We start from the raw sequence: 12,339 nt of genomic DNA, 5'->3' as shown, positions 1-12,339 counted from the left end.
GAACGTCTCGTTTCAAGATAAATAAGATATTTTACAGATGATGGCCCAGGGGGCAGCATGGCGCTTTGATTGTCAGGAATGGCCATGTCCAACGTTTCGTCGCGCAGCCGCGTGCTGCCCCCTTCCATTTATTGGCTGTCGTTGTGCAGCTTTACCTTCGGCTTGTGCGAATTCATTGCCGCCGGCCTGTTGACGCCCATGGCGCGCGACTTGCACGCCAGCGTGGCGGCGACCGGCGGGGCCATCGCCGCGTATGCGCTGGGGGCGGCCATCGGCGCGCCCGTGCTGACGGCCATGCTGGCGCGCCGGCCTACGCGCCAGGTGCTGGTGGCGACGATGGCCGTGCTGGCGGCCGGCAGCGTAGCCATGGCGGCCGCGCCGGCGCTGGGCGTGCTGCTGGGCGTGCGCTTTGCCGTCGGCCTCGCGCATGGCGTGTTCATGGCCGTGGCGTCGCACGCGGCCACCAGCCTGGTCGACCCTTCCCGCGCGGGCCGGGCGCTGTCCATCGTCTGGCTGGGGCTGACCCTGGCGCTGGCCGGCGGCGTGCCGCTGGGGACGTGGCTGGGCGCCGTCTCGTCGTGGCGCTGGGTGTTTGCCGCCATCGGCGTGCTGGCCCTGTGCGGCGGCGCCGGCTTGCGCTTCGCCATGCCGGCCGCGCACCAGGAAGCCGCTGCCACATCGGCCCTGGCCAGCCTGCGCGCCATCTTGCGGCTCCCTCTGCTGCTGGCGGCCGGCGTGGCGGCGCTGGTCAGCGTGGCCACCTTCAGTTTTTTTACGTACATCTCTCCCTTCCTGCTGCAACTGGGTGGACTCGACGCGGGCTGGCTGGGCGCCGCCATGCTGTGCTTTGGCGTGTGCGCCATCGGCGGCAACCTGCTGGGCGGCTGGTGCGCGGATCGCCCTTCCGCTCTGCGCGCCAGCGTGCTGGCCCTGGCCGCCTTGGCGCTCAATCTGCTGGCCTTTTATCTGCTGCGCGCCCAGCCCCTGGCCATGCTGGTCCTGTGCGGCACCTTGGGCTTGCTGTTCTTTGCCCTCGTGACCCTGTCGACCGTGCGTCTGCTACGCCTGGCGCAGCGGCATTGCCCGGGCAGCGACGCCGTGGCGGCGGGCCTGAATATCGCCGCCTTCAATGCGGGCACGGCCTTGGGAGGCACGCTGGGCGGCGCGCTGATCGTCGCCTTTGGCTTGCCCAGCATCGCCATCGGCGGCGCGCTGGCGGCGCTGCTGGCCATGCTGCTGCTGTGGTTTCAGTCGCAAAAACTAGACGCGCCGCTCTAGTTTTTGCGCGCGGAGCGCCGCTTCCTTTGGCGTACACTGGCTTACAAAAGGCGGTATACAACAAGGGATATATGGCAATGGAGACATGCTGATGCGACGCAGATCGTTTCTGAAACTGGGCGTGCTCGGCGCCTGCGCGCTGGCGGCCGGCGGCGCCGCGTACCGCCTGGTGCGCGGACCGGCGGCGCCTGGCCGTTTCGTCCTCGATGGCGCGGCGCGCGCGGCGCTGGCGGCCATCGTGCCGGCCATGCTGGGCAGCGCGCTGCCGCAGGAAGGCGGCGCGCGGCCCGCGGCGCTCGCTGGCGCCATCGCCGGCGTGGACACGGCCATCCGTGGCTTGCCGCTGGCGGCGCAGCAGGAAGTGCAGGACCTGTTTGGCCTGCTGGCGCTGGCGCCCGCGCGGCGCTTCGTCGCCGGCGTGCATGGCGGCTGGCTTGACGCCGACCCGGCCCAGGTGGCCGCCTTTCTGCAGTCGTGGCGCACGCACCGCCTGGCGACACTGCAGACGGCCTATCTGGCCCTGCATGATTTGATCCTCGGCGCCTGGTACGCCGATGCCGCCCACTGGGCCGCCATCGGCTATCCGGGACCGCTGCCCGAACTGAGCGCATAAGGCATCCATGAGCACATCCCCCATACCCGACCCCATCGCCATCGGCGTGGCCAAAGGCTGGAACGTCACCGACGCCAGCACCCTGGCCGCCGACCGCAGCCTGGAGGCGGATGTCGTCGTCATCGGCAGCGGTGCCGGTGGCGGCGTGACGGCGGAAATCCTCGCGCTGGCCGGCCTGAAAGTGCTGATCGTCGAAGAGGGCGGCTTGAAGTCCTCGAAAGACTTCAAGATGCGCGAAGCGGACGCCTATCCCGCGCTGTATCAGGAATCGGCCGCGCGCAAGACGCGCGACAAGGCGATCAACATTTTGCAGGGCCGCACCGTGGGCGGTTCGACAACCGTCAACTGGACCTCGAGTTTTCGCACGCCGCCCGGCACCCTGGAATACTGGCGCAAGCATTTTGGTTTGACCGGCTATTCCGTGGACGCCATGGCGCCGTGGTTCGCCATGATGGAAAAACGCCTGCACGTGAGCGACTGGGCCGCGCCGCCCAACGAAAACAATGATTTATTGCGCCGTGGCGCCACGGCGCTGGGCATACCCACCGCCGCCATCCGGCGCAATGTGAATGGCTGCTGGAACCTCGGCTACTGCGGCATGGGCTGCCCGACGAACGCCAAGCAGTCGATGCTGGTGACGACGATCCCGTCGGCGCTGGCGCTCGGTGCTGGCCTGCTCGTGCATGCGCGTGCCGAGCGTTTCATCTTCAAGGGCGAGCGCATCGACAGCCTGCAGGTGACGGCGCTGGACGCGGCCGGGCAGGCGCCCACGGGCGTGCGCCTCACGCTGCGCGCCAAACATTTTGTGCTGGCCGGCGGCGCCATCAACTCGCCGGCCCTGCTGCTGCGCTCGCAGGCGCCCGACCCGCACGGCTTGCTAGGGCGGCGCACCTTTTTGCATCCGACGGTGATTTCGGCGGGCCTGTTCAAGCAGCGCGTCGACGCCTATGCGGGCGCGCCGCAGACGATTTATTCCGACCATTTCCTGCACACGTCGCCCATCGGCGGCCCTATCGGCTACAAGCTCGAAGCGCCGCCCCTGCATCCGCTGCTGATGGCCACCACCATGGGCGGCTTCGGCGATGAACATGCGCGCACCATGCGCGAATTCCCCCATGCGCACGGCTTGCTGGCCCTGTTGCGCGACGGCTTTCACCATGAGGCGGCGGGCGGCAGCGTATCTCTCGATAGTTTCGGCGCGCCCGTGCTCGACTATCCGCTCACGCCTTTTATTTGGGATGGCGTGCGGCGCGCGCTGCTGTCGATGGCGGAAATCCAGTTTGCGGCCGGCGCCAAGAGCGTGTATCCCGTGCATGAGCTGGCCAGCCACTATACGAACTGGGCGCAGGCGAAGCAGGCCATCAACGGCTTGCCCTTCAAGGCGCTGCTGGCGCGCGTGGTGTCGGCCCACGTGATGGGCGGCTGCGCCATGTCGGACGATGCGCGCCTGGGCGTGACGGGTGCCGATGGCTGCTACCATGGCGTGCGCAACCTGTCCGTGCACGACGGCTCGCTGTTCCCCACGTCGATAGGCGCCAATCCGCAACTGACGATCTATGCGCTGGCGGCGCGCCTGGCCAGCGGCCTGGCGCAGCACTTGACGGGCAAGTCCGCGCCCGTTCCCGTTTCTGTTGCGACGATGGCATGATCGCGCGCATTCTCAAGTGGCTGATGCTGCTGCAGGTGCTGGCCGTGCTGGGGTTGGCATACCTGGCCATGCAGGCGTGGGGCGTCGCCTCGCCCGCCATGGCCTTGTTGCTGGCGCTGGCCATGCTGCTGGCCGTGCGCGCGCTGATCGTCGCGCGCAATTTCTGGGAGAGCCGGCGCACCGGCAGTCCCGTGCCAGCGGAATATCAGTTGGGTATACGGAGCGCCGCGTGCCTGTTCCTGGGCGAGTTGCGCGCCACCCTGTGGACGTCGTCTTGGGGCATGCTGCGTCCGCGCCTGCATGCGCTGGACGCCGCTACGGATGCCCGGGGCTTGCCGGTGCTGCTGATTCACGGCTATGTGTGCAACCGCGGCTACTGGGCGCAGCTGAGCCGGCAACTGGCGCAAGCCGGCATCGCGCATGACGCCATCGACCTGGAACCGATAGCCGCCGACATCGAGGAGTTCGTGCCGCAGGTCGAGCAGGCTATCGAGGCGCTGTGCGCCCGCACGGGCAGCGACCGCGCCATCATCGTCGCGCACAGCATGGGCGGTCTGGTGGCGCGCGCCTGGCTGCGCCACTACGGCGCAGCCCGCGTGGCGCGCATCATCACCATCGGCACGCCGCACCACGGCACGGCGTTGGCCAAGCTGGCGGCGGGGACGAATGCGCGCCAGATGAGCCGTATCGGTGGCGCACCCGGCGACTGGCTGGCGCAGCTGGCTGCCAGCGAGACGCCGGAACTGCGCGCCCTGATCACGTCAATTTATTCGCATCACGACAATATCGTCGCGCCGCAGTCGTCCGCGCAGCTGCCCGGCGCGCGCAATCTCGCCTTCGGCGGCATCGGCCATGTGGCGCTGGCCAGCGATGCGCGCGTGCTGCGCCAGTTGCTGGAAGAAATCACTATCAAGAACGAAGTCGCCCAGCCTCCCTCCGCCCCCCATTTCGCCTGAGTCCTGTTGTGTTTTGTCTGCATGGCAAGACTGTCTCTTTTGACTCTGCTGTTGCCCCTGTTTAACAACGCAAGAGGCAGAAAACGCTGTTTTCCACTGGCGTACTGTATTAAGCTAACGTCAGAAGATAACTGGGAGAAATTTGTTCCTGAGCCCGCTTCCACCGTTCTGCAGGCATCCGGAGACAAGCTATTTTTTTGGATGTATGGCAAGATGTTGCAGGATTGTTATGTTCCTCACGCAATCGGAAAAATGAACGCAGGCAGAAAATGAGTCCATGCAGTTTTTATTGGGGGCGCTAATTGTCCGCACGTATCCTGATTATCGAAGATAACGCCACCAATATGGAATTGATGGTGTATTTGCTGCGTGCCTTCGGGTACACGCCGCTGACCGCCTACGACGGCGAGGAGGGCGTGCGCATGGCGCGCAGCGAATTGCCGGACTTGATCATTTGCGACGTGCATTTGCCCAAGCTCGATGGCTATGGCGTGGTGGCGGAGCTGAAGAAAGACCCACAACTGCTCAATATCCCGGCCCTGGCCGTGACGGCGCTGGCCATGGTGGGCGACCGCGAACGCCTGCTCGAAGCGGGCTTCAATGGCTACATCGGCAAGCCGATCGAGCCTGACCTGTTCGTCGCGGAGCTGGAATCTTTTTTACCCGGGGCGCCGTCGACGCCAGTTAAAAACGACATAGCCACTATCCTGATCGTCGATGATCATGTGCTGAACCGCGAGTTCCTGACCGCACTGCTGGGTTACGACGGCCACCGTCTGCTGGAGGCGGCGAATGGCGCCGACGCGCTGGAAATACTGCGCACCGAGCGGCCGGACTTGATCATTTCCGACATCCTCATGCCGAACATGGACGGTTACGAATTCGTCACGCGCGTGCATGCCGATCCCGCGCTGACCAACGTGCCCATCATTTTTTATACGGCCACCTACCGCGAGCAGGAAGCGATCTTGCTGGCGCAGGCGTGCGGCGTGCGCTGGGTGCTGCCCAAGCCGTCCGATCCCGAGCTCATCGTGCGCACCGTCAACGAGGCGCTTGGGCTGATGCCGTCGGCGCCCCAGGTGCCGGCTGCGCCGGGCGTGGGCGGCAGTGCAGCGCCTCCCGCCACGGGCAAGCTGGCCGGCATCGAGGACCAGGTCAGCGGCTACATCGACGAACTCGAATCGAGCAGTCAGCAGATTTCGCAACTGGCCAGCCAGCGCGAGGGCCAGGCCGCCATCCCCGAAGACCTGGGCGTCATGACGGAGCGCCTGTCGCGTTCGCTCTCCAGCCTGCAGGCGGTAAGCCTGCGCCTGACGGCCCTGATCGAGCTGGGCATCGAGCTGGGTGCCGAACGCGATCCGCGCGCCCTGATCGAGGCTGGCTGCAGGGTGGCGCAGAATATCTGCGTCTCCAAGTACGCCTGCATTGGCATGCTGGAAGAGGGCGCCGAAAAGCTCAGCTATTTTTCCTCGTGCGGCGCCGAGAAAAACCTCGAGCGCATCGCCAGCGCGCCGCGCACAGGCATCCTGAACCGCTTGCTGGAGCAGCGCCAGCCCTACCGGGTCAATGGCTTGAAGGGCGACCCCGGCGCGCTGGGCCTGCCCGACACGCATCCGCCCGTGCATTCCTTCCTGGGCGTCGCCATCGCTTCGCGCGAGCGCAGCCACGGCTGGCTGTACCTGGTCGACAAGCTGGGGGCGAATGAATTTTCCGAAGTCGACGAGAGAGTCGCCGCCACGGTGGCGGCGCAGATCGCCGTCGCCTACGACAACCTGCTGCTGTACGACGAAATCAAGCGTCACCACGAGCAGCTGACCCTGGACATGGCGGCGCGCATCCGCCTCGATGAAGACTTGCGCCGCTTCCGCCTGGCGATGGACGCCACGGCTGATGCGATTTTCCTCATCGACCGCGCCGGCATGTGCTTCGTCGACGTCAACCAGACGGCTTGCCGCATGCTCGGTTTCGAGCGCGAGGATTTCCTGCGCGTGGGGCCGGGCCACGCACACGAGGGCGAAGCCCCGCTGGAAGAGCTGTACAACAAGTTGCTGGCCGGCGACCAGGGCGGCCCGATGACGGAATTGCAGTTGCAGCGCAAGGATGGCTCGCCGCTGTCAGTGGAAGTCCAGCGGCGCACCCTGCGCTCGGGGCAGAGCTGGATCCTGGTGGCTGTGGCGCGCGACATCACCGAGCGCAAGGACGCCGAGCAGCGCCTGATGAAGCTGGCCCATTTCGACACCTTGACGGGTTTGCCGAACCGCAGCCAGTTCTACGCTTCGCTGACCCATTCCCTGTCCCAGGCGGCCGAACACCAGTGGGCCGTGGCCGTGCTGTTCATGGATATCGACCGCTTCAAGAATGTCAACGACACCCTGGGTCACACCATCGGCGACGAACTGCTGCGCCAGTTTTCCAGCCGCCTGGTCGACTGCCTGCGCGTGCGCGATACCATCGGCCGCTTTGGCGGCGATGAATTTGCCACCATCCTGGTGCTGCCCGATGGCGCCCAGCATGCCGTGGGCGTGGTCGACAAGATCCGCGAGGCGATGCGCAAGCCCTTCGACTTGCAGGGCCACGAGGTGACGGTGACGGTCAGCATCGGCATTTCCGTGTACCCCGACGATGGCGTCGATGCGGACACCCTGATTCAATATGCCGACACGGCCATGTACCGCGCCAAGGAGGCGGGTCGCGACGCCTTCCGCTTCTTCACGGCGGAAATGAATGCGCAGTCGATGGCGCGGCTGGACATGGAAAATGCCCTGCGGCGTGCCATCGACAACGAGGAATTCGTGCTGTTCTTCCAGCCCAAGGTGAATATCATCTCGGGGCGCATCAGTGGCGCCGAGGCGCTGATACGCTGGCGCCGCCCCGGCCACGGCATGGTCTCGCCGGCCCTGTTCATCCCTCTGCTGGAAGAAACGGGACTGATCGTGCGCGTCGGTAACTGGGTGCTCGACGAAGCGTGCAAGAAGATCAGCGAGTGGGGCGCGAGCAGCATCGGACCCGTGCACCTGTCGGTGAATGTCTCGGGCATCCAGTTTTTCGTCGGCGGCCTGGAAGAGGAGGTGCTCAAGGCGATCCGTAAATACGATATCGCGCCCGAACTGCTGGAGCTGGAGCTGACGGAAAGCTCGCTCATGTCGAATGCCGAGGAAACCATCGCCGTGCTGCGCAACCTGAAGGCGCTGGGCATCCAGATTTCCATCGACGATTTCGGCACCGGTTATTCCAGCCTGGCCTACCTGAAGCGCTTCCCCATCGACAAGCTGAAGATCGACATCGCCTTCGTGCGTGAAGTGACCAGCAATCCGGACGACGCGGCCATCGTGCTGGCCATCATCAGCATGGCGCACAGCATGAAGCTGGAAGTGATCGCCGAAGGTGTGGAAAACGATGCGCAGCTGGCTTATTTGCGGCGCCACGGCTGCGACGAGATGCAGGGATATTATTTCAGCCGCCCCGTGCCGCAGGAAGAATTCGAGCAGATGCTGATGGGCGGCAAGCTGCTGCAGACGCCGCAGGATGCAGGCAGCGAAGAGCAGCAAACCTTGCTGATCGTCGACGACGATGTGTTCATGCTCGACGTGCTCAGCGACTTCCTGGCGCAGGACGGCTACCGCATCCTCACGGCGCAGACGGCTGCCGAAGGCTTCGACATCCTGGCGCGCCACAAGGTGCAGGTGATTCTGTGCGACCAGTGCATGCCGCTCATGAGCGGCACCGAATTCATGGAACGGGTCAAGCACCTGTGTCCCGACACCTTCCGCATCATGCTGTCGGCCTTTGCCGACCTGACGCCCATCATGGCGGCCATCAACCGCGGCGCCGTCGACCGCTTCTACACCAAGCCGTGGAAAGGCGCCGTGCTGCGCGAGAACATCCGCGAAGGCTTCCGCCTGCACAAACTGCTGCACGGCCCGGTGAAAGTGGCGGCCTAGGGGCTTGCTGCTCAGGCACCTGGCCGCCGCGTGCGCTGGCGCACCTTGAGCAGCCGCTTTCTATCGAATTAGACACCCGTCTCTAGTTTTGCTCACTAGAATAAAAGATATCCATGAAGTGGCATGGCCTTTCACATGACGGGAGCTGGCGATGGTGAAGAAATTGAAGGAGCTGACGGAAGACAAGGAATCGGCAAGCGCCGTGCGCTCGTCCGCGCAGCAGATATGGCAAGCGGGCCTGGGCGCGTTTGCCAAGGCGCAGGAAGAGGGCGGACGCGTGTTTTCAAGGCTGGTGAAGGAAGGCACGGAATTCCAGAAACGCGCCGAAGACAAGGTCGCCGGTGTCAGCGACAGTGTCGGCAAACTGGCCGATGGCGTGGGCAAGCAGGCCAGCGGTTCCTGGGACAAGCTGGAACAGGTGTTTGAAGAGCGCGTCGCGCGCGCCTTGGCCACCATCGGCGTGCCCACGCAAAACGATATCGCCGCGCTGCACGCCAAGATCGATGCCTTGAGCTTGCAAGTGGCGGCGCTGTCGGCCCAGGCCGCGCCAGCGCCCAGGCCCAAGGCTGCGGTCAAGCCGGCCGTGAAGGCGGCGCCGAAAGCCGTAGCGAAAGCCGCGCCGAAGGCGGCTATCGCCAAGGCCCCGGCCAAGCCGGCAGTCAGTGCCGCGCCGCGCGCCGCAGCCAAGCCAGTGAGCAAGCCACTGAGCAAGCCGGCGGCGAGACCGGCGGCGAAGAAAAAAGCGCCGGCCGCCTGAGCTGGCGCCGCATCCCTCCAGCCTGCTCGCGCAGGCTTTTTCTTGTCTGCGTTTTTCGCCGGCGGCCAGGGGCGGAGTGTTTCATTATGGCTATTTTAGGTGGTATGCTTGCGGCAGAACACAGAGAGATTGCCCGCCATGCTACAAAAAGCACCACGCCGTACCCGCGAACGCATCCTGGAGTTGTCGCTGCGCCTGTTCAATGAGTTTGGTGAGCCGAATATCACGACGACCGTGATTGCGGAAGAGATGAACATTTCGCCCGGAAACCTGTATTACCACTTCCGTAACAAGGACGACATCGTCAATTCGATCTTCGTCCAGTTCGAGGCGGAAATCGAACGCATCCTGACCGTGCCCGATGGGCGCCGCTCGAATATCGAGGATGTCTGGCTGTATTTGCACCTGATGTTCGAACTGATCTGGCGCTACCGCTTTTTCTATCGCGACCTCAATGATTTATTGTCGCGCAACCGCAAGCTGGAATTGCACTTCAAACTGATCCTGGCGCACAAGATCAAGGTGGCCACGCAGCTGTGCGAAGACTTGCGCAGCGAACAGTCGCTGGAAGCGTCGGACATGGAAGTCGCTGCGATGGCGACGAATATGGTAGTCGTCGCCACCTACTGGCTGTCGTACGAATATGTGCGCAACCCGCGCAAGTACAGCGAGCAGCAATCGATGTCCGATGCGCTGGCGCGCGGCTGCTACCAGGTGCTGTCCCTGATCGGGCCGTATTTGCGCAATGAAACGCATTTGCTGTTTCGCAAGCTGTCGGAAGAGTACGTGACCAAACTCAAGAACGACTGACCCGGCTGCTGGCGCCACGTCGTCAATTACAGGAGAGAGATATGGCTTGGAAACAATTCCCCTATCCGGACGAAGCATATGTCTACACGCCGCAGACCCTGGAGGCGGCCTGGGCGCGCCTGCATGCGGGCGACGTGGAGCCTTTTCCCACGCACTCTGCGCTGGTGCGAGCCTGGCTGGCCTTCCATGCGGGCGACTTCGAACGCGCCGTGAAGCTGGGCCTGGCCGTCGGCGTGCCCGGCTATGCGGTGGCGCACAAGGCGACCTGCATCTATGCCACGCACCTGGAAGTGAGCGACAGCCAGAAACTCGACATGTACGAAGAGGTGGCGGAGCGCTGCGAGCGCCAGCAGAGCGAGCAGCCGGACAATCCGGCCGGCTACTACTGGCATGCCTACAGCCTGGGCCGCTATGCGCTGGGCACCTCCGTCGTCAAGGCCCTGGCGCAGGGCATGGGCGCGCGCGTGCGCAACAGCCTGGACCGCACGATGACGGTGGCGCCCATGCATGCGGAAGCGCATATCGCGTTTGGGATTTATCATACGGAAATTATCGACAAGGTCGGCGCCATGATAGGCGGCCTGACCTACGGCGCGAACAAGGAAGATGGCTATCAGCACTTTAAGACGGCGCTGGCCCTGACGCCGTATTCGGCGTTGGCCCACAGCGAGTATGCGCGTGCCTTGAACATGCTTGACGGAAAGAAAAAGCTGGCGGAAGCGCTGGCGCTGTATGAAAAGGCGGCCGAGTGCGTGGCACTGGACGCCAAGGAACGCCTTGAAGTCGAGGCGGCGATCGATGAATTGAAAGGATAAGGATTACTGTGATCAAGGCTTTATGTGTGTATTGTGGCGCCAATGCGGGCGTCTCGCCCGATTATGCCGTGGCGGCGCGCGAATTGGCGCGCGTGCTGGTGGCGGAAAATATTTCGCTCGTGTATGGCGGCGGCAAGGTCGGCTTGATGGGCGTGATCGCCGATGAAGTGCTGCGCCTGGGCGGCGAGGTGACGGGCGTGATTCCCACCCAGCTGGTCGAGCGCGAAGTGGGCCACATGGGCTTGACGCGCCAGTTCATCGTGAAGGACATGCACGAGCGCAAGGCGATGATGGCCAGCCTGTCCGACGCCTTCATTGCCATGCCAGGCGGCTATGGCACCCTGGAAGAGTTGTTCGAGATGCTCACCTGGGCCCAGTTGGGCTTGCACGCCAAGCCCATCGGCTTGCTCAATGTCGACCGTTTCTATGACGGCTTGATCGCTTTTGTGCAAAACGGCAAGGAGCAGGGCTTTATCCGCCCGCAGCACGCGGCCTTCCTGAATGCCGACGCCGATCCTGCGACCTTGGTGCAGCGACTGAAGGACTGTGTCCAGTAAATTTTCCTTGTGAAATCTCATCCAGAGCCATGCACCATGAAATGCATGGCTTTTTTATTTCCGCACGGGAAAATTGATCGGGATCAATAAGTTGATCAATATAAATATAGCTATTATATTTCTATAAAAGCATGTTTTTTTGAAAATCAAGATGCTTTTTGTGCATGAGTGTGGTCTACTGGCATTGTTTAAAAGACAGGCATGCCGGACACCCGGTGTGGCGTCGCCCATTTTTCCGCGACGCCCAGGTATTGCAAGTTGCCACAACCTCGCTACTTCATCATCTTGAAAGGATGTTATTTTGAAACCAATGACCCTCTTGCGCACGGCCGCTGTCGCCGCCGTTCTCGCCGCTGGCGGTGCCCACGCACAAACCACCATCATCGGCTTCGATGCGCTGGAACATCCGGGCTACTTCGGTTCCGTCTTTAACTCCTACTCCGAAGGCGGCTATGATTTCGACAGCAGCTTCCTGGGTCTGTTGAGTTCTGCGCATCAGAGCAACTTCGCCTACGCGGGCTCGGCCGGCCTGAGCGCCACGGTCCTGTCGACGACAACCTTGAGCCGTACCGATGGTGCCGCCTTCTCGCTGAGCTCGATCAGCCTGGCTGACTTCGTGAGCTTGCCTGGCTCCTACGATGTGACCTTTGTCGGCCACCAGGTAGGCGGCGGCACGGTGACCCAGACCTTCAGCCTCGATGGCAGCCATACTTTCAGCGATTACACGTTCACGGGCTTTAACAACCTGCTGTCGGCATCGTGGAAAGAAGGCGCCTTGCACACCTTCCAGGTCGACAATATCGCCGCCAGCGTAAGCGCCGTGCCGGAACCGGCCACCTACGGCATGATGCTGGGCGGACTGGGTTTGCTGGCCTTCCTGCGCCGCCGCAAGAACGCCGCCTGAACCTGAACATGCTGCCGGCCCCGCCGGCGCAGACCTAACAATGCCGCCCGGTGGACGCCC

General features: G+C 63.6%; 10 protein-coding genes. All 10 read left to right on the top strand.

What is annotated here, in order from left to right; genetic code table 11:
* Positions 1-84 precede the first annotated feature (84 nt).
* The 10 genes from ACQ4WY_RS18140 (at position 85) to ACQ4WY_RS18095 (ending at position 12,279) form a co-directional block, all read left to right on the top strand.
* Positions 85-1,278: an MFS transporter gene (locus ACQ4WY_RS18140; protein ID WP_436505200.1), complete on the top strand. Its 1,194-nt coding sequence runs from the start codon at positions 85-87 to the stop codon at positions 1,276-1,278.
* 85 nt (positions 1,279-1,363) lie between these two features.
* Positions 1,364-1,891: a hypothetical protein gene (locus tag ACQ4WY_RS18135; RefSeq protein WP_436505198.1), complete on the top strand. Its 528-nt coding sequence runs from the start codon at positions 1,364-1,366 to the stop codon at positions 1,889-1,891.
* 7 nt (positions 1,892-1,898) lie between these two features.
* Complete coding sequence (locus ACQ4WY_RS18130) at positions 1,899-3,539, top strand: GMC family oxidoreductase (protein ID WP_436505197.1); 1,641 nt, start codon at positions 1,899-1,901, stop codon at positions 3,537-3,539.
* Positions 3,536-4,495, top strand: a complete 960-nt coding sequence (locus tag ACQ4WY_RS18125) for an esterase/lipase family protein (RefSeq protein WP_436505196.1) — start codon at positions 3,536-3,538, stop codon at positions 4,493-4,495. The genes ACQ4WY_RS18130 and ACQ4WY_RS18125 overlap by 4 nt, the downstream gene beginning before the upstream one ends.
* A gap of 302 nt (positions 4,496-4,797) precedes the next feature.
* Positions 4,798-8,436, top strand: coding sequence for an EAL domain-containing protein (locus ACQ4WY_RS18120; protein WP_436505195.1), 3,639 nt, complete (start codon positions 4,798-4,800; stop codon positions 8,434-8,436).
* Between the two features lie 151 nt (positions 8,437-8,587).
* Entirely contained in the window at positions 8,588-9,193 is a 606-nt protein-coding gene (locus ACQ4WY_RS18115) for a phasin family protein (RefSeq protein ID WP_436505194.1), read from the top strand.
* 138 nt (positions 9,194-9,331) lie between these two features.
* Positions 9,332-10,003: a TetR/AcrR family transcriptional regulator gene (locus ACQ4WY_RS18110; protein ID WP_034758777.1), complete on the top strand. Its 672-nt coding sequence runs from the start codon at positions 9,332-9,334 to the stop codon at positions 10,001-10,003.
* Between the two features lie 41 nt (positions 10,004-10,044).
* Entirely contained in the window at positions 10,045-10,818 is a 774-nt protein-coding gene (locus ACQ4WY_RS18105) for a tetratricopeptide repeat protein (RefSeq protein ID WP_353658102.1), read from the top strand.
* An 11-nt stretch (positions 10,819-10,829) separates the two neighbouring features.
* On the top strand, positions 10,830-11,375 hold the full coding sequence (locus tag ACQ4WY_RS18100; RefSeq protein WP_353661078.1) for an LOG family protein: 546 nt from the start codon (positions 10,830-10,832) through the stop codon (positions 11,373-11,375).
* A 310-nt stretch (positions 11,376-11,685) separates the two neighbouring features.
* A complete protein-coding gene (locus ACQ4WY_RS18095; RefSeq protein WP_353661077.1) occupies positions 11,686-12,279 on the top strand; it encodes a PEP-CTERM sorting domain-containing protein in 594 nt (197 codons plus the stop codon).
* Positions 12,280-12,339 lie beyond the last annotated feature (60 nt).

It is taken from the genome of Janthinobacterium salmonicoloratum, from assembly GCF_051380845.1.
Classification (GTDB): Bacteria; Pseudomonadota; Gammaproteobacteria; order Burkholderiales; family Burkholderiaceae_D; genus Janthinobacterium; species Janthinobacterium lividum_F.
This window is presented reverse-complemented; position numbering and strand designations above follow the sequence as displayed.

Coding starts and splice junctions, on each gene's coding strand:
- ACQ4WY_RS18140 (WP_436505200.1), top strand. CDS start 85: ATGTCCAACGTTTCGTCGCGCAGCCGCGTGCTGCCCCCTTCCATTTAT.
- ACQ4WY_RS18135 (WP_436505198.1), top strand. CDS start 1,364: ATGCTGATGCGACGCAGATCGTTTCTGAAACTGGGCGTGCTCGGCGCC.
- ACQ4WY_RS18130 (WP_436505197.1), top strand. CDS start 1,899: ATGAGCACATCCCCCATACCCGACCCCATCGCCATCGGCGTGGCCAAA.
- ACQ4WY_RS18125 (WP_436505196.1), top strand. CDS start 3,536: ATGATCGCGCGCATTCTCAAGTGGCTGATGCTGCTGCAGGTGCTGGCC.
- ACQ4WY_RS18115 (WP_436505194.1), top strand. CDS start 8,588: ATGGTGAAGAAATTGAAGGAGCTGACGGAAGACAAGGAATCGGCAAGC.
- ACQ4WY_RS18110 (WP_034758777.1), top strand. CDS start 9,332: ATGCTACAAAAAGCACCACGCCGTACCCGCGAACGCATCCTGGAGTTG.
- ACQ4WY_RS18105 (WP_353658102.1), top strand. CDS start 10,045: ATGGCTTGGAAACAATTCCCCTATCCGGACGAAGCATATGTCTACACG.
- ACQ4WY_RS18095 (WP_353661077.1), top strand. CDS start 11,686: ATGACCCTCTTGCGCACGGCCGCTGTCGCCGCCGTTCTCGCCGCTGGC.